This window comes from Phenylobacterium sp. LH3H17 (genome assembly GCF_024298925.1).
Lineage (GTDB): Bacteria > Pseudomonadota > Alphaproteobacteria > Caulobacterales > Caulobacteraceae > Phenylobacterium.
This window is the reverse complement of record NZ_CP101283.1, coordinates 3998810-4022220: the sequence shown is the minus strand read 5'-3', so window position 1 is coordinate 4022220 and position 23411 is coordinate 3998810. Positions and strand designations below refer to the sequence as shown.

The following is a 23411-nucleotide window of genomic DNA, read 5'->3' as shown; positions in this document are numbered from 1 at the left end:
GCCGTCTTCGGCGACGTGACGGAGGGGGTTGAAGCCCACAATGCAAGGGTCAAAGTCCCCCTCAGTCGGCTTCGCCGACAGCTGCCCCAGAGGGGGAGCATCTGGGACCTAACCGCCCTTGACCCGCACGCGCGCCGAGGCTTTGCGGCCCTGCGCATCCACCACGGTCAGCCGGTAGAAGCCCGGGCCTTTCGGGCGCCAGACCGTGCGGCCGGAGACCGGTTCGGCGGCGAGGGGGGCGCCTTCGACGTACCAGGCCAAGCCTTCGCCCCCGGCGGCCAGGACCAGGCCGCGCGCGGGCGGGCCGAAGGCCTCCACCTGCACGGTCGAGCCGTCCGGCGGAAAGATCAGCCGTGGGCCCTGGTCGGCCTGTTCCAGTCTTTCCAGCGCCTGTGGCGCGGCGCGGGGGGCGATCGGCCGGGGGGCGGAGGCGGGGGCGTCGAGCTGGTCGGCCACGTCGAACAGCAGGGGCAGGGCGGCGTCGCGGCCGGTCAGCCCTCCGCGCGCGCCGCCGTCGGCCCGGCCTGTCCAGACCACGATGACGTAGCGCCCGACGATGCCGGCCGCCACGGCGTCGCGGAAGCCGTATGAGGTGCCGGTCTTGAAGGCCATGACCGGGCGGCCGCGGGTCAGGGCCACGGGGGTCGAGCCGGCCGGCGGCGGGGTCTCACGCAGGATGTCCAGCACCTGGGCGGCGGCTTCGGGGCGCATCAGCCGCTCACCGCCCTGGCCCTCGCGCCGCGCGGCCTCGACCTGCGTCCAGGCGAGCGGCTTGGCAACCCCGCCGTCGCCCAGGGCCGCATAGAGCACCGCCAGGTCGCGCAAGGTGATGCCCACCCCACCCAGGGCCATGGCCAGGCCCGCCGCGCGGGTCTCGGCGCGCGGCCGGACCAGGTTCACGCCCGCTGCGTCCACCCGGGCCTCGAAGGCCGCCGGGCCCAGCTTGTCCAGCAGCTCCACCGCCGGGACGTTGAGCGAATTGGCCAGGGCCTCGCGGGCCGTGACCTTGCCCCGGAAGACCCGGTCGAAGTTCTCAGGCTGGTAGTCGCCGAACCGCCGCGCGGCGTCCTCGATCTGGGTGTCGGGCGCGGCGATCCCGTCGTCGAAGGCGAAGCCGTAGATGAAGGGCTTGAGCGCCGAGCCGGGCGAGCGGACGGCGCGGGTCATGTCGATCCAGCCGCCGGGCCGCTGCAACCCGCCGGAGCCGACGGCGGCGCGCACGGCGCGGCCCTCAATCTCCACGACCAGAATGGCCGCGGTGGCCTCCGGGCCCTGGCCGCGGGCGACCTGGGCGGCGAGGGGTTCGAGCTTCGACTGCAATCGCGCGTCTATCGTCGAGACCACGGTGGCCTGGCTCACCGGCGCGGCGCGGGCCAGTTCGCCGGCGGCGTGCCAGGCCATGGCCGGGAAAGGGGCGCGGCCGGGCAGGGGTTCGGTCTCGGCTTCGTGGGCCTCGGCCTCGCTGATCACGCGGGCGCGGACCATCTTGTCCAGCACCTGGCGGCGGGCGGTGCGAGCGGCCTCGGGGCGGCGATCGGGGCGGCGGGCCTCGGGCGACTGGGGCAGGGCGATCAGCAGCGCCTGCTGGCCGAGGGTGAGGGTCTCGGGCTCTTGGCCGAAATAGGACAGGCTTGCGGCGCGGACGCCCTCCAGGTTGCCGCCATAGGGGGCCAGCGTCAGGTAGAGCGCCAGGATCTCGCGCTTGGAGAGCCGCGCCTCGATCTGCAGGCTGCGGATCATCTCGATCAGCTTGGACCCGAGGTTACGCGGCCGCGGCTCCAGCAGCCGGGCGGTCTGCATGGTGAGCGTCGAGGCGCCGGAGGTGATCGCGCCGCTCGCCAGGGCGCCGCCGCCGGCCCGGGCGACGGCCAGGGGATCGACACCCCGATGCAGCCAGAAACGCTCGTCCTCCACGGCGATCATCCGGCGCAGGAAGCTGGGATCGGTGCGGCTCAGGTCCGCCCGGATCCGCCAGCGACCGTTCTCCACCGGCAGGGCCCGCAGCCAGACGCCGCGCCGATCCAGGGCCACCGGCGAGGACCGCGCGCCCCGCGACAGGTCGGGCGGCAGCGCAGCGTCGAGGACGAAGACAGCGACTTCGACGGTCAGCAGGGCGATGAGGGCGAGGGTGAGTTGGCGCATGGCCCCAGATGCTCCCCCACTGGGGGAGCTGTCGGCGGAGCCGACTGAGGGGAACTTTGATTCTGCTTCCCGTGCGGCGGCGCCTCCTCCACCGCTTCGCGGTTCCCCTCCCCCAGAGGGGGAGGATCTGGGCAGCGAAGTCATTGCCCCGGCGCGATCACCATGCGGCCCGCCGCCGTCCGGGCGTTGAGGCTCGGACGATACATGTCGCGGGCCTCCGCCCCCGGCAGCAGGAACTCGCCCGCCGTCACCGCGCGAGCTACGTAGGCGAAGGCGAAGTTGGTGTGGCCCTGCAGGTCCAGGGCGGCGATGTAGCGGTCGTCGCGCGATTCCTGGACGTCGGCGCCGGTTAGGGTCCCTAGGAATTTGAATGGTCCGCTCTGGGCGTCGTCGGGGCCCAGCACCGTCTCGATCTCGAACCCGGCCGGCAGGGGATCGTCGACCACCAGGGCCATGGAGCGGGCTTGGCCCGAGCGGCCGGAGACCAGCACGATCACCCGGTCCCCCTGGCGCAGGTCGGCGGGATCGACGGTCCCGCCGGTGAAGCCCACCAGCCGCTTGGAGAGGGTCAGGCCGTTCTGCACGGCGGCCGGCGGGGCCACCGGCGCGCCGGTCACCGACACCGTCCGCCAGAGTGCGCCGGAGCCGGCGTTGACGAACCTCGCCTCGGCCAGCCGGCCCACCGCCCAACGCGGGGCGCCGCCCGAGGCCTTGAGCGGGATGGCGCCGGTGGCGTTGATCTTCATCGTCCCGGCCGCCCGCAGCATCCAGTGGGCGGCCTGCAGCAGGCGGGCCTGTTCCTGGGTGTTGAGCGCGTCGGGGTCCTTCACCGCGTTCTCCAGCCGCCCTTGCAGGCTGCGCGCGAGTTCGGTCTCGCCGGCCTCGTAGGCGAGTGCGATGACGCCCGCGATGTCGCGCAGCGGGCTCTGGTACCAGTCGCTCTCCTCGCGATAGCCGAGCGAGCGGACCGCCTGGCGGAAGGCCGAACGGGCACGGGCCCGGTCGCCCATCAGGGCCAGACCGGCGCCGACCTGGGCCTTGGCGAGCGGCGACGCCTCGGTCTTCATCTGCACGTCGTGCCACCAGCGCAGGCGGGCGAGGTCTCCCTTGCCGCCCTTGGCCAGGACGTAGAGGGCGTAAGCCGAGGCGCGGCTACGCATGACCGCGGTGGCCTTCTTGGAGGCCTCCGGCGACCCGGTCCACCAGGTGGGATATTCCAGCCGGTAGGAAACCGAGGCCCAGCCTTCGGGCCGGGAAATCTGGCGCATGGCGACCAGGGCCCGGTCCACCGCCTGTTGCGGCACGGGGGCGCCGGCCTTCTGCGCCTCGATCAGGAAGTCGGTGGCGTAGGCGCCCAGCCAGGCGTCGGCCTCGCCGTCGCCCACCCGCCAGAGGCCGAAGGCGCCGTCCAGCGTCTGGCGGTCCAGCAGCTTGCCCACGGCCTGGTTCAGGGCCGCGGAGGTCCGCCGGAGCTTCGGATCGGTGGAGACCTCCTGGGCGTAGAGCAGGGGATAGGCGCCCGACACGGTCTGTTCGGTGCAGCCATAGGGATAGCGCGACAGGGCCTGGGCGATGGGGCCCGGGTCGAAGCCGCGGAATGGCGAATAGCTGACCTGCAGGGTGGCGTCCCCCGCCGCCAGGCCGGCCAGCAGTCCGGGAACCGGGGTGTAGGACGCGCCGGCCCGTTGCAGTTCGATAGTGGTCCGGGTGATCGGGCTCCAACCCAGCCGGGTCTGGATCGGGTAGTCGCGGGCGGTGGTGAAGCCTGGTCCCGAGACCTTGAAGCCGACCTTGCCGATCCCGGCCCGGCTCGGGGCGTTGAACGGAATCCGCTCTGCGATCCGCTGGCCGAGCGCCAGCTGGAAGGCCTTGCGGAAGGGCGCGATCACCCCGCCCTGGGCGGTGAGTTCAGCCACATAGGCTCCGACCTTGCCCTCGAGATTGTGCAGTTCGAGGGTGGCGAAGGCCTTGTCGCCGGGCGCCAGGAAGCGGGGCAGGGAAAGCTCCGTCACCACCGGCTCGCGCACGGTGAGCGGCCTGGAGGCCGAGCCCACCGCCGTGTCGGTCCAGGCCACCGCCATCAGCCGCAGCTCGCCGTTGAAATCGGGGGCTGGCAGCCTGATCACCGCCTTGCCGTCCAGGCCCGTCTCCACTACGCCCGACCACAGGGCCACGGTCTTGATTGGGGTGACCGTCAGGCCCTCGCCGCCGATCCCGTCGGCGCCGAAGCTGACATTGGCCGGGGCGCCCAGGTTGGGGTCCAACAGGCGGCCATAGTCGTCGCGATAGTCGAGGGTGAGCGCCCGCTTGCCGAAATACCACTTCACCGGATCGGGGCTCTCGAAGCGGGTCAGGCGCAGGATGCCCTCGTCCACAGCTGCGAGGGTCACCCGCGCGCGGCCGCCGAAACCCGCGCCCTTGATGGTGATCGGCACCTCCAGAACGGACTTGGAATCGACCTTGGCCGGGGTGTTGATCTCCACGGCCAGCTTGCGGTTCTTGGGATCGAGCGGGACATAGACCAGGCCCAGCGCACGGCGCGGCTTCGGCGAGGCCACCGGGTCTCGAGGCTGGATGACGCTCACCAGCACATAGGCCCCGCCGCCCCAGGCGCCGCTGGTCTTGAGCCGCACCGTCGTCCCGTTCTTGCCGACCGTGACGGTCTTGAAGTCGATCAGCCGGTCGGTGGCGACGGCGATCTGGGCCTCACCGGCATAGGGCGGCTTGAGCGTGATCTCGACGGTGTCGCCCTGGCCGTAAGCCTTGGGCCCGGCGGTGACGCGTACGAAGTCAGGCGCCTCCACGTCCTTGGCCGGGGCGCCCCAGCCGGAAGCGAAGCGAATGACGCTGGCGGCTCCGCCGGGTCCGCTGAGCTCCAGCCGGTAGTCGCCCCAGCCCAGGCGGCGCGCGATCCGCGTGGGCTTGCCGGGGTCGATATTGACCGTTCCCCGCGCCACCACCACGTCGCGGCTGGTGCGCCGCCACTGCCAGCGGCCGTCCTGCTGGAACCAGTCATAGTCCCAGTTCTCGGCCACCAGGCTGTAGGTCGCGCCCTTGGCGGCGACCCGCTTGCCCGCGGCGTCGGCGGCGATGATGTCCAGCAGCATGGTCGGGTCGCCGCGAGCGTCGGTGTCGCCCTGGTCGATCTTGACGCCCAAATAGAGGGGCTTGGTGCGGACCTTCAGGTCCAGGCCCTCGCGCACCGGACGCCCGCCGGGCTCGAAGACGCTGGCGGTGAAGGTCGCCGACAGCGGCTGCGGCGTGTCGCCCGCTTCCGCCGAAGAGATGGCGAGGACCGCGCGGCCGTCGCCGTCGGTGACGGTCTGGCCGATCTCCAGGAATTTCTCCTCGAAGGGCGCGCGCTGGTCGCCCCACTGGTAGCCCTCGAACTGGGGGAAGGGATTGGGGTCGACCCGCAGCCGGGCCTCGCCCTGGGTCTGCAGCCCGGCGCCCGCCGCGCCATAGAGGAAGTGGGCCGTGACGTCGATATTGCGCGTCTCGCCGGCCTTCATCGGCACGGTTTCCTGGCCGACCACCGTGACCGCCAGCCGTTGGGGCGCGAAGTCCTCCACCGAGAACGAGAGCTCGCCGGCCGGCTTGTCGAGGCCCTCGATCTCCAGCTTGGCGGTCCAGCGGCCGCGCGGTGCGCTCCGGGGCACGGCGATGTCGACGGTCACCGCGCCGCCCGGGCTGCCGTCGAAGGGATAGCGCCGGAACTCCACGCCCGAGGGCCGCCGCACCACGATGGCGCCCTTGCGATCCTTGACCGCCTTGGCCTCGCGGTCGCGCAGCAGGGCGTTGAGGTGCACGGTCTCGCCCGGCCGATAGATGCCGCGGTCGGCGTAGAGATAGCCGTCTATGGCCGAGACGACGGAACGCCCCGATGTCCCGCCGCCTTCCTCGGTCCGTCCGCCGATCCCCTGCTTGGAAAGGTCGACCGGGGCGCGGTCGAGGTCGAGCACCGCCAGGTCGCCCTGCGGCCCATAGGCCATCACCATCTTGGCGTCGTCCGCTCCCTTGCCCTCAAGCAGCGGGCGGTCGAAGCGCACGTGGCCCTGGGCGTCGGTCCGGGCCTCGGCCAGGTCCTCGCCGTTGCGCGCCACCAGGGCCACGCGGATCCCGGCCAGGGTCTTGGCGCTCTTCAGCGAACGGACCACCACATCCAGGGCCTCGGAGCCGTCGTAGCCGGCGAGCGCCATGTCGGTGAACACCACCCAGCGCCGCGCCTGGGCCGGCGGGTTGGGATCGTAGTCGTCCTCGTCGCCTTCACCGGCCTTCAGGCCGCGTCCGCCCGAAGCGTCGCGAGCCTTTACCACATAGGCGCCGGCCTTCATCTCCTTGAGCACCGCGCCCAGGGGGAAGACGGTGGTCACCCGCTCGCCGGTCCCCTGGGTCTGGACGGCGACCTCGCCCTTCCAGACCATGCGCCCCTCGTCATTGGGGCTGTCGGAGCCATAGTCATCCGAGTACTGGCCGTCGCCGGTGGGGTCGGGGGCGCTGATCGACTTGCGGACCAGGTTGCGGTCGACCACCCGCCAGACCTCGATCTGCAGGCGGCTGACATTGACCGTCTCGATGCCGATCCCGTCGGCGTCCTCGCGCGGCAGGATCACGCCCTCGCCGGCGAAACCCACATAGGGCGGCTTCTCGCCGAAGGTGAAATCCACGTCGGCGTTGGCGGCTAGGGTCTCGCCGCCCTTGGCCGGCAGGCCCTTCAGCAGGGTCACGCGGCGGTCGGCGAAGCCCAGGCCGGCCACGCAGAGCTCCGCGCCCTTGACCTGGACCGCCGGGCTGGGGCCGAGGTCCGGCGAGACCAGCACGAAGTCGGCATAGGACTTGGACGGATCCAGCGGCCGGGTCAGCTCAACGCAGGCCAAGGGTTCGGATTTCGAGGTTTCGATGCGGTTGCGCCAGACGGCGAAGCCCTCGGGCTTTGGAATCCCGCGCCGGGCGGCTCCCGCTCCCCTGGGCTTGCCGAACAGCGACCACTCCTGGGCGCCGGGGGCCGTGACCGCCGGCTTGGCCTGGGTGAAGGCGTCGAGCCCCTTGGCCGCCAGGAAGCCGCCGCCGAAGGCCGCCACCAGCAGGCCGGCGGCCACGGCGCCGGGAATCCGGCTGGCGCGGATCTTCTGGGCCCAGGCGCGCAAGCGGGGCGTCGGCGCGCTCGGCGTCTCGTCGCCCCCCATCTAACCCCTCCCGCCCGATAGAATGTCGCAGGGCCGATGGGACTCGAAAGCCCGGGCGCCGTCAATCAAGGTGAGCGGGCCTCGATAGGACGCGCCCATTCGTCAACGGGCGTAGGCGTCGCGCCGAGTCCTCGGATCATGGCATCCGGCGCACCGCCTTAAGCAACCCATAAGTCGGTAAGGCCCCAAGGGCTCCCGCCTGGGTCGGCGAGGTGACGGTCAACATTTTCGTGTTGCGGCGCGGGGCCCTGCAACGCTTGACTCCCATGGGCGTTGGAGTCGCTATTGGTGGCATATGCCGCGTTGCAGCATGAAATTGGAGGCGCATGTGACGGAAAAGCCGTTCGCCTATTCCCTGTCCCACGCCGAGGCCGGTTGGGCCTGGAGCATCTTCGACGAAGAGGGCGAAACCGTCGCCCAGGGGACCGACCTGAGCCAGTCCGGCGCCCGGGCGGCTGTGGAATCTGCGATCGCGCGCGCATCCACGGAGCTTCGCGTCTAGGGCGCCGACTCCCTTGACGAGTCCATTCCCGGCGGTCCAGTCCTGGCCAGAAGCGTGCTTCGCGCACCCCCCTTCCAGGAACGTCCGTCGTCATGAAGTCTCAATTGCTGGCCGCCACCGCCGTCGCCCTGCTGGCGTTCGCGCCCGCCGTGGCGCAAGACCTCAAGCCCACGCCCGCAGAGGCCAAGGCCTTCGTCGAGAAGGCCGAGGCCGAGCTCGCGGCGTTCAACCAATATGTGGCCAGGTCGTCGTGGGTGCGCGCCACCTATATCACCGAGGACACCCAGTGGCTGGAGGCCAAGGCCAGCGGCGAGCAGAACGAACTGGTCACCCGCTACGCCAAGCAGGCGGCCAAGTATGACGGCGTCGCCGTCGATCCTGTCACAGCGCGCAAGCTGAAGCTGCTCAAGCTCTATCTGGTGTCGCCGGCCCCGGATCGTCCGGGCGCGGCGGCCGAGCTCGCCACCCTCTCGACCAAGCTGGACTCCACCTATTCCAGCGGCAAGTTCCAGCATGGCGGCAAGACCCTCACCCTCAACGACGCCGAGGACATCCTGGCGGCCAGCCGCGACCCGGCCGAGCTGAGGGCGGTCTGGGAGGGCTGGCACTCGATCTCGCCGGTGATGCGTGCGGACTACGCCAAGCTGGCGGCGCTCTCCAACGAAGGCGCCCGGGGCCTGGGCTTCAAGGACACCGGGGCCCTGTGGCGCTCCAACTATGACATGGACCCCGACGCCTTCGGCGCCGAGACCGACCGGCTGTGGAAGCAAGTGGAGCCGTTCTACAAGAACCTGCACTGCTATGTGCGCGCCCGGCTGAACGACAAATACGGCGACGCCGTGCAAAAGCGCAGCGGCCCGATCCGCGCCGACCTCTTGGGAAACATGTGGGCCCAGCAGTGGGGCAATATCTACGACGTGGTTCAGCCGAAGGCCGCGACCTCCAGCTACGATCTCGACAAGCTCCTGGAGTCCCGGGGCTACGACCCGGTGAAGATGGTCAAGACCGGGGAGGGCTTCTACACCTCCATGGGCCTCGCGCCCCTGCCGGAGACCTTCTGGAAGCGCTCGATGATCACCCGGCCGCAGGATCGCGAGGTGGTCTGCCACGCCTCGGCCTGGAACCTGGACGACCGCGAGGACATCCGCATCAAGATGTGCACCAAGGTCAATGGCGAGGATTTCTACACCGTTCACCACGAACTGGGTCACAACTACTACCAGCGCGCCTACAGGGATCAGCCGTTCCTGTTCAAGAGCGGGGCGAACGACGGCTTCCACGAAGCGATCGGCGACTTCGTCGGCCTCTCGGCCCTGACGCCCACCTACCTCAACCAGATCGGCTTGCTGGACAAGGCGCCGGGGGTCGAGGAGGACATCCCGTTCCTGCTGAAGATGGCGCTCGACAAGATCGCCTTCCTGCCGTTCGGCCTGATGGTCGACCGTTGGCGCTGGCAGGTGTTCTCCGGCCAGACCCCGCCGGAGCGCTACAACGACGACTGGCTGAAGCTGCGGCTGCAGTACCAGGGCCTGGTCCCGCCCGGACCGCGTCCGGCCGACGCGTTCGATCCCGGCGCGAAGTACCACGTGCCCGGCAATGTGCCCTACACCCGGTACTTCCTGGCCCATATCTACCAGTTCCAGTTCCAGCGCGCGGCCTGCCGCCAGATGGGCTGGAAGGGTCCGCTGCACCGCTGTTCGGTCTACGGGCAGAAGGAAGTGGGTGCGAAATTCAACGCCATGCTGGAGATGGGCGCCTCCAAGCCGTGGCCGGAAGGACTTGCGGCCTTCACCGGCGAGACCAAGACCGACGCCAGCGCCGTGGCCGATTATTTCAAGCCCTTGAACATCTGGCTGACCGCGCAGAACAAGGGCGAGACCTGCGGCTGGTAAAGGCCTGGCGCGCACTCGGCTTCGCCTTCGGGCGCTGGACAATAGTTTTTGATTCACCGTGTCCGGCGCCCGTTTGTTTACGCTGACCTGTCAAATTCGCTCGAATCCGACGAGCGGGGGTCCGGGCGTGGACACGAATTCGAACCAAATCCGCGGGCGTTTCGCCCGCTTCGGCGCGGCCATGATCGGCTTCGCCCGACGCATGACCCGCGACGAGGGCGGCGCTTCGGCGGTGTTCTTCGCCGTGGCCCTGCTGATGCTCACCCCGATGACGCTCGGCCTGGTCGACGTCTACATCAGCACCACCCAGCGCGGACAGCTGCAGGACGCCCTCGACACCGCCACGCTCTATGCGGCCCGATCCTCGGCCACCACCACGGCCGAGATCGACACGATCGGCGACGCGGCTCTGCGCGCCAACCTGGTCCTGCCCGAGGGCGAGAGCATCGTCGAATCCAACTTCGTGCTGGACGGGATCAAGGTGGTCAGCACCGCGGCCGTAACCCCGCCGGGCATCTCACCGCAGATCTGGAACCAGCAGAACCTGCGGGCCACATCCGAGGTGGTCCGCAACTCGAACCACGTCGAGGTCGCCCTGGTGCTCGACACCACCGGCTCGATGAGCGGCCAGAAGCTGACCGATATGAAGACCGCGGCCAAGGAACTGGTCGACATCGTCGTCCAGGACATCCAGACGCCCTACTATTCCAAGATGGCCATCGTCCCCTACTCGATGGCGGTCAATGTCGGCAGCTACGCCAACGCCGTGCGGGGCACGCCGAAGTCGGGCACGAACCCGACCGGCGGCACCAACACCTCGCCGCCCTATTCGAAGTTCAAGTTCACCAAGAACGACGGCACGGTGCTGACCAACACCAACGCCTGGCCGATCAACACCTGCGTGAGCGAGCGGACGGGCGCCAACGCCTATACCGATGTCGCGCCCGCCACGGCGCTCGTCGGCCACAACTACCAGGCGTCCACCAGCACCTGCACCGCCGTGTCCGCGATCGAGCCGCTGAGCACGAACAAGACGACGCTGAAGAACAAGATCAACGGCTTCACCGCCACCGGCGTGACCGCCGGTCATATCGGCCTGGCCTGGGGCTGGTACATGGTGTCGCCGAACTTCGCCTCTCTGTGGCCGACCGCCAGCAGGCCCGCCGCCTATGGGACCGACGACCTGCTCAAGGTGGTGATCCTGATGACCGACGGCGAGTTCAACACCCAGTACTGCAAGGGTGTGGTCTCCAGGGACTCGAGCGGCACGACCAATGGCGAAGAGATCAATTGCAACGCCACCAACGGCAGCGCCTTCACCCAGGCCAAGACGCTCTGCACCAATATGAAGGCACAGGGGGTGATCGTTTACACCGTCGGCTTCGCGTTGGGCGGCAATCCGAGCGCTGTCGATGTCATGAACTCCTGCGCCACCGACGCGAAGCACGTCTACCTGCCCGGCAGCGGCGCGGCCTTGAAGGACGCCTTCAGGGCCATCGGCCAGGACATCAACTCCCTGCGCCTGGCGAAATAACGGACAGACCCTCCAGTCTGAACTTCGGGGCCTCGCTCACGGGACGTGGGCGGGGCCTTCTCCTTCCTTGGCCGCCGCCGCGGCCAGGCGGCTCAAGGTTTCCGCGTGGCCCGCGCGGGTGATGCGGTAGAGCGAGACGCAGGTGATCGCCGCGCCGTAGAGCGCCGCCAGGACGATCAGATAGACCACCCCCAGATCGCGGATGACGTCGACCGGCACCTGGCCGGGCTTGGCGCCCTGGGGAAAGGCGACGAAGACCAGGATCATGCTCGAGGCGAAGATGCCGACGCCCGAGACCGCCTTGGCCACGAAGGCGGCGGCCGAGAAGAACAGGCCCTCCGACCGACGCCCGGTTCGCAGTTCGGAGTCCTCCACCACGTCGGCGATCATCGACGAGATCAGGATCGACGAGATGATCGAGAAGGCCGTCGAGAAGATGGTCTGAAGGAACAGGATCGGGATCACTGCCGGCGCGCCGTTGGCCGGGAAGACGTCCAGCAGCCGCAGGCTGATCGGAACGAATGAGATCACGAAGGCCAGCACCTTGGTGAGCTGGGCGGCGGGCTTCTTGCCCATCCACTTGGACAAGGGCGCGGCCAGGGCGAAGGCCAACGCCGCGGAGACGAAGTTTCCCGCGGCGAGGAAGGCGACCTGACCCGCCGACAGTTCCCAGAAATAGGTGTTGAAGTAGAGGTTGAGCGACAGGACCAGGCCCTGGGCCATGGCGTTGAACAGTCCGGCGCCCATGAGCACCAGAAACGACCGGTGGGTGAGGGTGCTGAACATCTCCTTAGCCAGCTGGCCGAGGGTCAGCTTGCGTTGCGGCGGCGTCTTGAACCCGGCGATGTGTCGATGGGTGCCCATGGCCGAGATCATGATCGCGCCGAACATGATCGCCGAGGCGACCAGGGCGTAGACCTGATAGCCCGCCGGATTGAGCTGGCCGACCGGGTGGGTCGCGTCCGGCTTGAGGAAGACCTGCAGGGCCAGGACCGTCATGGTCAGCCCGCCGAACCAGCCGAAGAAATAGCGGTAGGAGAGGACCTTGGTGCGCTCGTCGTAGTCGGTGGTCAGCTCGGGCGCCAAGGCCGCGGAGGGGATCTCGTACATGGTGATGAAGCTGCGGATCACGACAGCGACCACGATCAGGTAGAAGAATAGCGCCTCGTGCGACCAGTTGGGCGGGTTCCAGAGCAGCAGGTAGGAGACCGCCACCGGGATGGCGGCGGCGTACATGAAGGGATGGCGGCGGCCCCACTTGGAGCGCCAGTTGTCCGACACCTGGCCCATGATCGGGTCGAGCAGCGAGTCGAACAGCAGGGCGACCATGATCGCCAGGCCCACGGTCGCCGACGGCAACCCGACCACCTGGTTGTAGAAGATCAGCAGCAGGTACGAGAACCCCTGGTCCTTCACCCCGAAGGCCACCGAGCCGAAGCCGTAGAACAGCTTGGTGGGGATGCTGAGCTTGCCGGACGCGGTCGGGGCGGGTGGGGGCAAGGCGATCTACTCCGGAGTCAGGCGGTCATCTTCAGCGGTTCCACGCTGTTCGCGCGACTATGTTATACGATGTAAATTGTAGCAAGAGCCGGCTAGGCGCGAGGCGGGATCAGGTCGGGCGCGACTTCCGCGGCCTTCTCGAGATCCGCGGCCGCTTCCTTCAGGGTGGCCAGGTTCTGCTCATGGGTGTCCTGATCGATGCGGTAGAAGACCAGCACCAGGACCGACAGGCCGTTCATGACGGCGATGACCGGCAGGTAGATCGAGACCAGCCGCAGCATGATCGCCGGATCCACCGCGCCCTGCGCCGCGCCGGTCGGAAAGGCCACCAGGGTCAGCAGCAGGCCGGCCACGAACACCCCGATGCCGGCGGTGAACTTGGGCAGCAGGCCGTTGGCGGCGAACAGCAGGCCCTCGGAGCGCACGCCGGTCCTCACCGCCGCGTCCTCAACCACGTCGGCGATCATCGAGGAAACGATGATCAGGCCGGCCACCACCAGGGTGGTGTAGATGAAGCCGTCCGCCAGCAGGAACAGGAACACGGCCGGCGAACTGTTGGGGGGCATCACGCCCGCGAGCTTGAGGGTCAGCGGCAGCAGCGACGTCACCCAGTAGGCGGAGAACAGCACCAGCATCGCGTTCTTCTTGCCCAGCGCCTTCGAGGCCGGCCCGGCGATCAGGATCGCGCTGATCGAGGCGAGGGCGCCTGCCACCGACAGATAGGAGATCTGCGCGGCCGAAAGGCCCCAGAGCTCCAGATAGAAGTACTGGCTGAGCGCGTAGCTCATCCCGGTGCCGATGCCCGAGCAGAGGCCCGACAGCATGACCACCACCAGGGAACGGTTGCTGAGGGTGCTCACCACCTCCTTCACCGCCTCGCGGAAGCTGATCTGGCGCACCGCCGGCTTGCTGAGGCGCGGGATCTGATTGTGCGTGCCGAGGGCCGAGACCAGGATCGAAATCGCCATCACCGCGGCCGCCAGCAGACCGTAGTGGGCGTAGGCGTCGCGGTTGAGGACGCCGCCGGCCGCCGGGCTCAGGAAGACCTGGTAGAGCACGACGTTCATGCCCAGGCCCCCGACCACGCCGAAGAAGTAGCGGTAGCCGAACAGGCTGGTGCGCTGGTGGTAGTCGGTGGTCAGTTCGGGGGCCAGCGCCGCGCTCGGCACCTCGTACAGGCTGACGCAGAGCCGCAGCAGCACCAGCATGCCGATCAGATAGAATCCGGTCGCCTCCAGCGGCCAGTCGGCCGGTGAGTTCCAGAAACCGAGGCAGGCCATGGCGACCAGGGGGACCGAGGCGTACATCAACGGGTGGCGCCGGCCCCAGCGGGTGCGCAGCTTGTCCGACCAACGGCCGATGCCGGGATCGATCACCGCGTCCAGCATCAGGGACAGCATGATCGCCGTTCCCACCCACAGGGCCGGCAGGCCGATGACCCGGTTCAGGTAGGGTTGCAGCAGGGAGGACGAGAGGCCGAGGCTCGCGACCCCGAACGCCACCGAGCCGAAGCCGTAGAGCATCTTGGTGGGGACGCCCAGCTTGGCGGGGGCCGGAACGAGAGTCGCGGCGCCGGCGGCGATATCGGTCATGGGCGTTTCGTCTTCCCTGTGGCTACGGTTCATGCCGCGCGCCTTTCGAATTTTCGGTACGACCTTCGCGGCAAAACGCCGTTTCGAAAAGGGAAAAATTACGAACGCGGCGAAACCGCGCGCCGGTCCTCCGGGTGGCTCAGGGCCTGGGGGTTATGGGCGACAGATCTCCGGCGGGGCCGGTCGCGGCCGGCGAGCCGGCTTCGATCTGGGCGTCGGTGGTGCGGGTCTCCAGCGCGCCCTCCGCCAGCTTGCGCAGGTTTTCCTCGTGAACCGACTTGTCGATCTTGTAGAGGAACAGGCAGCTGATCGCGACGGCGTAGAACCCGCCGATGGTCGGCAGGTAGATGAGCGCCAGATTACGCAGCAGCTCCGGATCGACTTCGTTCGGCTTGGCCCCCTGCGGGAAGGCCACGAAGGTCAGCAGCACCCCCGAGACGAAGACCCCGACGCCCGAGACAATCTTCTTGAACAGGTTGTCGGCCGAGAACAGCAGGCCCTCGGACCGGCGGCCGGTCTTGACCTCCGAGTCCTCCACCACGTCGGCGATCATGGACTGCAGCATGACCCCGGTCATGATGGCCATGATCCCGTTGGCCATGAAGTCGATGATCAGTATGCCGAACAGCAGCGGTGTGCCGTTCGGCGGCATGACACCCAGAATGCGCAGGCCGATGGGCAGCAGCAGGGCAATCACCGCCCCGAAGAACATGCTGATGGCGGCGTAGCGCTTGCCGATCTTGCCCGAGATGATCGGCGCCAGCGTCACCCCGATGATGCTGGCGACCACGCCGGTCACGGTCATGATCGCGAGCTGGCCCTGGGTCAGGCCCCAGAAATAGAGGTTGAAGTAGAGCTCCAGCGCCGTCTTGAGGCCCAGGGACACGTTCATGAACATGCCCGAGATGGTCAGCACCACGAAGGAGCGGTTGTTCAAGGTCGCGGCCACCTCGCGCAGCATGGCGCCGATGGTGATCTTCCGGGTCGGTGGCTTGCGCAAGTAGGGGATCTGGTGGTGCGTGCCGGCGCTGGAGATCAGGATGATGGTGAAGATCGTGATGGCGGCGACGATGGAATACAGCTGCCAGCCCTCGCGTTCGAGAAGGCCGCCGGTGCCGTCGGCGTTCTCCTTGAGGAACACCTGGTAGACCAGCAACTGCATGACCAGCCCGCCGGTCACGCCGCAGAACGAGCGGATGGCGATCATGCTGGTGCGTTCGTTGTAGTCGGCGGTCAGTTCCGCCAGCAGGGCCGACGACGGCAGTTCGAAGAAGGTGTCGAACAGCCGGATGGTCAGCAGGCAGACCAGCATGTAGCCGAACAGCGCTTCTTGCTCCCAGCCGACCGGCGGATTCCAGATCAGGTAGAAGGCGATCGCGACAGGCAGGGCCGCGGCGTACATGAACGGGTGGCGCCGGCCCCAGCGGGAGCGGGTGTTGTCCGAGATCTGGCCGATGGTCGGGTCGACGAAGGCGTCGAAGATCAGGGCGATCATGATCGCCGTCGACACCATGGCCGGCGGCAGGCCCACGACCTGATTGTAGAACAGCAGCAGGAAGGTGGTGATCCCGCGCTGCTTGATGATGTTGGCGCTTGCCCCCAGGCCGTAGAGGACCTTGGTCCGGAGGCCGATGGGCGGGCGCGGCGGCAGGCCGGCGAATGCGTCAGTCATGATTGTGGCTCCGGACTTAGGCTTTGGAGCCCAGGGGCGAGATGCCGCCTGCGACGCTGGTCGACGAGGCGGCCTCCTCGAGCACCCCTGCCTGTTCGGCGGTTTCGCGCAGGCGGCGCAGATTGTCCTCGTGCTTGGCCCGGTCGATATTGAAGGCGAACAGGCAGACGATCCCCAGGCCGTAGAGCAGGCCCACCGTGGGAATATAGATCAGGCCCATATTGTGGATGATCTCGGGGTCGACGGCCCCGCGCTTGGCGTTTTCCGGGAAGTTGATGAAGGCCAGGATGGCGCCGGAGACGAAGACCCCGACACCTGAGACGATCTTCTTGAACAGGTTGTCGGCCGAGAGCAGCAGGCCTTCCGACCGGCGTCCGGTCTTGACCTCGGCGTCCTCGATCACGTCGGCGACCAGAGAGACCAGCATCACCCCCGTGGCGGCGGCCAGCGCCGTGTTGATGAAGGTCTCGACCACCAGAACGGTGAACAGCAGGTCCGTGCCATTGGGCGGCATGATGCCGGCCAGGCGGGCCACGACGGGCGAGATGCCGACAAGGAGGGCGCTCGCGAACATTGTGATGGCGCCGTACTTCTTGCCCATCCGCTTGGCGACCTGAGGGGCCAGCAGCACCCCGACGGTGGCGCCGGCCACATTGATCATGGTCAGCAGGGCGAGCTGGCTTTGCTTCAGCTCCCAGAAATAGAGGCCGAAATAGATCTCCAGCCCGCCGCGCGTGCCGGCGGCGACGGCGATGCACATGCCGGTCAGAGTGGCGACGACGAAGGCGCGGTTGTTGAGGGTGTGGGCCACCTCCTTGGCCATGCCCTTGAAGGTGATCTTCCGGGTCGGCGCCGCGCGCAGGTAGGGGATCTGGCTCTGGGTGCCGCGGGTCGAGACCAGGATGGCGGTGAACACCAGGATCGCCGCGGTGACCGAGTAGGCGAAATAGCCATCGCGGGCGAGCACGCCGCCCGAGCCGTCCGGGTTCTCCTTGAGGAACACCTGGTAAGCCATGACGGTCATGCCCAGGCCCCCGATCACGGCGAACAGCATGCGCATGGAAATCAGGCTGGTGCGCTCGTGGTAGTCCTTGGCCAGTTCGGGGGCCAAGGCGCTGTGCGGAAGCTCGAAGAATGTGTCGAAAAACCTCAGGGTGAGCAGGCAGGCCAGCAGGTAGCCGACCAGGGCCTCGTCCGACCAGCCGACCGGCGGATTCCACAGCAGGAAGAAGGCCACCGAGAACGGGACGGCGGCGGCGTACATGAACGGGTGACGCCGGCCGAGCTTGGATTTGAAGTTGTCCGAGATCTGGCCGATCAGCGGATCGACGATGGCGTCGAAGGTCAGCGCGATCATCAGCACGAAGGTGACCATCTGAGGCGGCAAGCCCACCACCTGATTGTAGAAGATCATCAGGAAGGTAGAGAGGCTGCGAAGCTTCACGGCGCTGGCGACCGATCCGACGGCGTAGAGCAGCTTGGTGGCGAAGCCGAGTGGCGGGCGGTCGATGATTGTCGCCGTCGCGGTCATGCAGGTCTCCAGGCGAAATGGCTCCGGCCGCATCCCGAAAAACACGGCGGCCGGCTGCGCCGAGCGGTGGCGCGTTCAATAATCGTTTGGGCGAAGATCAGAGTCGGTCGGACGGCGACGGGACCGGCAATGCGGCCACGGACGATCGGCGCGTGGCGACCGCGATCCAATGCGCTCCTCCCGCCGCGCGGCCGACCGCGCGGGCAAATTTATTGACGGTCGCCAGACGGGCCCTTGAAGCACGGCGCGGCGTCCAAATTTCTATGGCGGAAGCCTGCGGGACGCGTTCCGTACCGTCAACGATTTTGATCTTACATTCCTGACACAAAGGCCTTCGGCCAGGCCCTACGCCGCAAGGCTTGGCCGTCGCGGCCAGGAATGTTTCAGGAACATTCCGGGCCCAAGAAACCAGCGCCCTGCCGACAGCAGAACGGGCGCGCCGGAGGCCGGCGCGCCCGTGGAATCTCCGCGAACGAAGCCTAGAAGCGGTACTGGACCTCCACCCCGAAGGTGCGGGGCGGGGTGAGGCCGTAGGTGGTGTTGATCCCTAGGACCACGGGTCCGACGGCGGGATTGATCCCGGCGCGACGGGTGGAGGTGGAGCCCTCGTAGTAGCCCAGGTCGTCGAAGATGTTCTTCCCGTAGGCGATGATCGTGTAGCGGTCATCGGCGTCGGTCCAGGTCAGGCGCAGGTCGACCTGATCCCAGGATGGGGACTCGTTGTAGGAGCGGGTGAAGATCGAGCCGTACATCTTGTCCCGGTAGATGTAGCTGGCCGAGGCCATCAGGGTCCCGGGCGAGAACTCCCACGAATAGAGAGCGTTCAGCGCCAGCTTGTTCTTCGGCGCCTGCGGCAGGGAGTTGCCGGCCAGGTCCTGCCCCTGTTCCTTGCGGCCCGTATAGATGTCGGTCGTCGGGCTGGGCGGTCCGCTGGGGCGCGCGCCGGGGGCGGCGGCGGTGGGGTCGGTGGAGTCGACGATGCCCGAGGCCTCGTCGATATAGGCGTCGTTGTAGGCGTAGGTGGCCAGCAGCCGAAGATTGTCGATCGGAGTCCAGACCGCCTCGATCTCGAAGCCCTTCGAGATGGCCTTGGGGATATTGTAGAACAGGGTCTGGGCGGTGCCGACCGAGCCGGTGTTGTTGACGATGGTCACCGGCGCCTGGAAGTTCTCGTAGTCGTAATAGAAGGCCGAGATGTTGGCCTGGAAGGTGCGCGCGAAGTTCCACTTCAGGCCGAGCTCGAAGGCGTTGTTGCTTTCCTTGTCGGTGAAGGGGTTGGTCACCACGGGGGCGACGATGCCGGAGTTGAAGCCGCCTGCCTTGTAGCCGCGGCTGAACTTGGCGTAGGCCAGGATGTCGTCGTTAGGCTTCCAGTCGACGCCGATGGTGCCGGTGGTCGCCTGCCAGGAGGCGTCCAGGATCCGCTTGGCCAGGCCGCTGACCGGATCGATGACCGTGGCGACGGCCACACCGGGCAGCAGGGTGCCGTCGGGCCGGCGGCCCGTACCGACGGCCGCGGCGGTGATGTCGACGGCCGGAGTGAAGCTGCCCAGGAGTTGCGGCGAGGTCCCGCAGGCGGCGAGGGCGAAGCAGACCAGCCGCGCCTCTTCCTGGCCGAACTTGTGGTCGTGCGAATAGCGCAGGCCGGCGGTCACCTTCAGGGTTTCGGTGAACTGCCAGTCGACCTGGCCGAAGACCGCATAGGAGCGGTCCTTGAACTCCGGACGGGTGTCGTACCAGTAGCGCTGCAGATTGCGTGGCCCGTTCACCGGGGTGGCGAACTGGGGCTGGTTGGGAAGCTGCACCGAGACCGGCTGCTTATAATGCTCGTAGTAGAAGTAGGCGCCGCCCAGCCATTGGAAGTCGCCGTCGTGGGTCGAGGTCAGATTCAGTTCGTGGCTGAACCAGCGCTTGTCTTCCTGATAGTCGGTGACCGCCTTGGGGAAGATGGTCAGCGGCGTGCAGACGCCGATCGAGACCAGGAAGGTCGAGCACGCGCCGGTCCCGGTCAGCGGGATCGTGTACTGGTTGACCGGCCCGTTATCGTTGTCGGCGATCAGGGTGTAGTGGTACTTCGCCCCGCCGCCGATGTAGCGCAGGTCCATGCTCTCCATGTGGTAGGTGAATTCCGTCGCCACGAAGAAGGTGTCATCGACGCTCACCGTCGAGGGCGTGTTGGTGGCGAACTTGCGCGGATCGTTGATCGCTGGATTGACCGAGGTCCCGGACGGGTTGACCACGCCGCCCACCTGGCCGCTGAACGCGTAGCCCTGGTTCAGGAAGAAGATCGATGGCGCTTCCTGGGTGGTGTTGAAGGGCGATGGCGTATAGGCGGCGCGACCGCCCAGACCACCGCCGCCGTTGTTCCACTCGTAGCGGGTGATCTTGAACCAGCCCTCGAGGTTCTCCCCGAAGTCCATGTCGAGCTGGAGCTCGGTATAGTTCTGGTCGATGACGTTGCCCTCGTCGGGCATCCCCGGGACGATGTTGTCGTACCAGCCGTCGCGCTGCTTTTCCCAACCGGCGTTGAGGCGGATGCGCAGGCTGTCCGACAGCGGCCCCGACACCGTGCCCTGGAAGAGGGTGTAGTCGTAATTGGCGACCGTGGCGCGGATCTCGGCCTCGAATTCCTCGGTCGGGCGCTTGGATATGACGTTGATCGCGCCGCCGATGGAGTTGCGTCCGTACAGGGTGCCTTGCGGGCCGCGAAGGACTTCCACCCGATCGACGAACATCGGCGGCTTGCTGGCCTGGAACGTCGTCGACTCGTAGATGCCGTCCGAATAGATGGCCACCGCGCCGTCGGCCGACTGCACATTGGAAATACGGCCGATGCCGCGCAGCGTGATGCGGTCCCCGGAGTTGTTGTACGTCAACCCAGGCGTGAAGTTGGTCATGTCCTGGACGGAATTGATCCCCACCAGGTCACGCGCTTCGGAGGTGTAGGCGGAGACTGCGACCGGTACGTCCTGAAGGCTTTGTTCGCGCTTCTCGGCCGTGACGACCAGTTCCTCGATAGTCGTCACGCCGCCGGATGTTTGGGCGTGTGCGACACTCGTAAAGATTGTAGCGGCCAACGCACTTGTGGCCATGAGATAAAGTCTCTGACGCATTGATTGTCCTCCCCGACAACGGCTCTTTAGGCCACGCGATTACTGCGTTTTTTCGAGGGTGAGGTACGGATGACAGCGCGTCAATGGACATTGTGTCGAGGCTGAAACCTCAAAGGCTAGACGTCGGGAAAAACGCGCGCGCCTGGGTCGTCAGGACGCCAAGGAGCGGCTTGGCAAGGAACATCCGCGGCGGCTGGCCATGACTTGCCCAGTTCGTGGACCGCCCGCTCGCGGGTCGACCAGGTTCGGCGGCTGCAATTTTCGAGTTTTCGGTTTGCGGCGGGCGCCCCAATGGCTGATGCTGAAGGGGTCGGCGTCGGAGAGCGGCGCCCCAAGGGCGAGGGAGCTAGGACTTGGACCGGCTGAAAGGCAAGATCGCCGTCATCACTGGAGGTTGCTCCGGAATCGGGCTCGGGACCGTCGAGCGGTTCGTGGCCGAAGGCGCCCGCGTCTTGGTTGGCGACATCTCGGACGCGGCCGGCGCCGAGCTCGCCGCCCGGTTCGAGGGCCAGGTCGCCTACCGCCGCTGCGACGTCACCGATGAGAGCCAGATCAAGGCCCTGATGGACGAGGCCGGATCCCGGTTCGGCGGGATCGACATCCTGTTCAACAACGCCGGGGCGGGAGGCGCCCCCAACCGTTTCGAGGACATGACCGGGGAGGCCTGGGACAGTGTCCAGGCCCTGCTGGTGCGCTCCGTGGCCTTGGGCATCACCTACGCCATCCCGCACATGAAGGCCCGGGGCGGCGGTTCGGTGATCAACACCGCCTCCATCGCCGGGACCCAGGCGGGCTACGGCCCGGTCGCCTATTCCACCGCCAAGGCCGCGGTGATCCACCTGACCCGGGTGGCGGCCGCCGACCTGGCCCGCGACGGTATTAGGGTCAACGCCATCTGCCCCGGCTTGATCCTGACCAACATCTTCACCCCGGCGGAGACCGTCTCACCGGGCCTGGCGACCCTGATCAAGCAGACCATGGCCCAGAGCGCGCCCAACACCCAGCCGATCGAGAAGGCCGGCGTGCCGGCCGACATCGCCGCGGCCGTGCTGTTCTTCGCCAGCGAGGAGAGCGCCTTCGTCACTGGAACCCACCTGCTGGTCGACGGCGGCCTCGGCGTCGGGCCGCGCAATTCCTGGGACCCCGAGATGCGGGCCGAGCGCCAGCGCGTGATGGAAGAGCGCCGCGCCGCCTTCGCCGCCGCCCAGGTCGAGGACGTTCAGGCCGGCTAGATCAGGTCAGCCGCCCGGGCCGGACATCATGATCGCCAGCTGATCGGCGCAGGCCCGCAGGGCGGACGACCTCTGCTCGGCCTTGGCGATGGCCATGGCGCCGGAGAACATCGCCACCACGACGGTGGCGAAGCCTTCCGGGTCCTGGGCGGCGAACGGCGCATGTCCCGCGGCGGCGTCCTGCCTCAGCCGCTCGGCCAAGGCCTGCCGCCAGGCGTCGTATTCGGCCGCGATGGCGCCGCGGAAATCCTCGTCGGCCAGGGACAGCTCAAGGGCCAGGTTGTTGAGCGGGCAGCCGCCCACCGCCCCGGCGGCGTCGAGCTGGGCGATGGTGCGCCCGAAGACCGCGAGAATTCCCGCCGCGGCGCTCGGCGCCTCCCGGACCGCCTGGATCCAGGTCTCCGCGACCTCGGCGGCGACGCGTTCGGAGATCACCGCCAGGGCCAGGGCCTTCTTGCTGGGGAAGTGGTGATAGAGGGCGCCGCCGCTTACCGCCGCCTGGCGGGTGATGTCGTGCATGCTGGTGGCGCCGTAGCCCGCGGCCTGGAATGCTCCCGCCGCGACGTCGAGCACGCGGTTGCGCATGCCCGTGGGGTCGTTGGTCCGAAGCTGGTTCACCCGCTTGCGCATCTCATCGGCTCCCCGGCTTTCGTAGCATAGTTGACAAAACCGGACAACCGGTCTGTTTTTCCAGATCACTCCCTCATGGAGCGCAAAACCAATGACGTGCAGGATCGCGAAACTCGCCGGGGTCGCCGCCTCGCTCGGCCTGGCGATGGCGGCCGGACCCACTGGAGCCGCGCCGGCCGCGGGTCCGGTCATCGAGCTGCGCCAGTACAAGATCGTTCCCGGCAAGCGGGACACGATGATCGAGCTCTTCGAGGCCAGGTTCATCGAGAGCCAGGAGGCCTTGGGCATGCGGCTGGTCGGCCAGTTCCGCGACCTGGACGACCCCGATCGGTTCACCTGGATTCGCGAGTTCCCGGACATGGCGCGCCGCGAGCCGGCCCTGTCCGCCTTCTATTTCGGCCCGGTCTGGCAGGCCCACCGCAATGCCGCCAATCCGCTGCTGGATGACAATGACAACGTGCTGCTGCTGCGCCCGGCCGGCCCCGGCCAGGGGTTCGCGGTCGGTGGGGGCGATCGCCCGGCGCCCGGCGCGGCTGCCCAGCCGGCCGGCGTGGTTGTGGCGACGATCTACTATCTGTGGAAGGACCCGGATGAGGGCTTCGCCGCCTTCTTCCAGGGTGAGGTGGCCCCGGCGCTCGAGGCCGCGGGCTTGCCGGTGTTGGGGGCCTATGTCCCCGAGGCCACGCCGAACAACTTCCCGCGGCTGCCGGTGCGCCAGGGCGAGAAGGTCTTCGTCTGGTTCACCCGGGCGCCCGACCAGGCCGCCTATGACGCGGCGCTGGCCAGGCTCAAGGCCGGCGAGAGGCTGCGCGGCTATCAGGAACGGCGAGCCCAGGTCCTGCGACTGGCGCCGACCCCGCGCTCGCTGTTGCGCTGATCTCTGGC

The 23411-nt window shown here is 67.9% G+C and carries 13 protein-coding genes; 5 read left to right on the top strand and 8 right to left on the bottom strand.

Going from position 1 to position 23411, the window contains the following annotated elements; translation table 11 throughout:
• Positions 1-108 precede the first annotated feature (108 nt).
• Together pbpC and M9M90_RS19830 are read right to left on the bottom strand one after the other, a co-directional pair.
• Complete coding sequence (gene pbpC / locus M9M90_RS19835) at positions 109-2142, bottom strand: penicillin-binding protein 1C (protein WP_254834954.1); 2034 nt, start codon at positions 2140-2142, stop codon at positions 109-111.
• A 140-nt stretch (positions 2143-2282) separates the two neighbouring features.
• Entirely contained in the window at positions 2283-7328 is a 5046-nt protein-coding gene (locus tag M9M90_RS19830) for an alpha-2-macroglobulin (protein WP_254834953.1), read from the bottom strand.
• 328 nt (positions 7329-7656) lie between these two features.
• Between M9M90_RS19830 and M9M90_RS19825 the strand changes: the two genes are divergently transcribed.
• The 3 genes from M9M90_RS19825 (at position 7657) to M9M90_RS19815 (ending at position 11256) form a co-directional block, all read left to right on the top strand.
• Complete coding sequence (locus tag M9M90_RS19825; RefSeq protein WP_254834952.1) at positions 7657-7830, top strand: hypothetical protein; 174 nt, start codon at positions 7657-7659, stop codon at positions 7828-7830.
• Positions 7831-7922: 92 nt separating this feature from the next.
• The gene (locus M9M90_RS19820; RefSeq protein ID WP_254834951.1) at positions 7923-9722 is read left to right on the top strand and encodes a M2 family metallopeptidase; all 1800 of its coding nucleotides are present in this window, start codon (positions 7923-7925) and stop codon (positions 9720-9722) included.
• Between the two features lie 127 nt (positions 9723-9849).
• Positions 9850-11256: a TadE/TadG family type IV pilus assembly protein gene (locus M9M90_RS19815; protein ID WP_254834950.1), complete on the top strand. Its 1407-nt coding sequence runs from the start codon at positions 9850-9852 to the stop codon at positions 11254-11256.
• A gap of 36 nt (positions 11257-11292) precedes the next feature.
• On the opposite strand, the gene M9M90_RS19810 is transcribed toward M9M90_RS19815, so the two are convergent.
• The 5 genes from M9M90_RS19810 to M9M90_RS19790 form a co-directional block, all read right to left on the bottom strand.
• Positions 11293-12756, bottom strand: coding sequence for an MFS transporter (locus M9M90_RS19810; RefSeq protein WP_254834949.1), 1464 nt, complete (start codon positions 12754-12756; stop codon positions 11293-11295).
• A 92-nt stretch (positions 12757-12848) separates the two neighbouring features.
• On the bottom strand, positions 12849-14348 hold the full coding sequence (locus M9M90_RS19805; protein ID WP_254834948.1) for an MFS transporter: 1500 nt from the start codon (positions 14346-14348) through the stop codon (positions 12849-12851).
• A 139-nt stretch (positions 14349-14487) separates the two neighbouring features.
• Complete coding sequence (locus M9M90_RS19800) at positions 14488-16020, bottom strand: MFS transporter (RefSeq protein WP_254834947.1); 1533 nt, start codon at positions 16018-16020, stop codon at positions 14488-14490.
• 16 nt (positions 16021-16036) lie between these two features.
• Positions 16037-17551, bottom strand: a complete 1515-nt coding sequence (locus M9M90_RS19795) for an MFS transporter (protein ID WP_254834946.1) — start codon at positions 17549-17551, stop codon at positions 16037-16039.
• 479 nt (positions 17552-18030) lie between these two features.
• Positions 18031-20577, bottom strand: coding sequence for a TonB-dependent receptor (locus M9M90_RS19790; protein ID WP_254834945.1), 2547 nt, complete (start codon positions 20575-20577; stop codon positions 18031-18033).
• Between the two features lie 440 nt (positions 20578-21017).
• Here M9M90_RS19790 and M9M90_RS19785 point away from each other — a divergent pair, with 440 nt between their 5' ends.
• Positions 21018-21896 (top strand): SDR family NAD(P)-dependent oxidoreductase, encoded by an 879-nt coding sequence (locus M9M90_RS19785; RefSeq protein WP_254834944.1) that lies wholly within the window; start codon positions 21018-21020, stop codon positions 21894-21896.
• Positions 21897-21902: 6 nt separating this feature from the next.
• On the opposite strand, the gene M9M90_RS19780 is transcribed toward M9M90_RS19785, so the two are convergent.
• A complete protein-coding gene (locus M9M90_RS19780; RefSeq protein ID WP_254834943.1) occupies positions 21903-22526 on the bottom strand; it encodes a TetR/AcrR family transcriptional regulator in 624 nt (207 codons plus the stop codon).
• A gap of 91 nt (positions 22527-22617) precedes the next feature.
• On the opposite strand from M9M90_RS19780, the gene M9M90_RS19775 reads away from it, so the two are divergent.
• Complete coding sequence (locus M9M90_RS19775) at positions 22618-23403, top strand: NIPSNAP family protein (RefSeq protein ID WP_254834942.1); 786 nt, start codon at positions 22618-22620, stop codon at positions 23401-23403.
• Positions 23404-23411 lie beyond the last annotated feature (8 nt).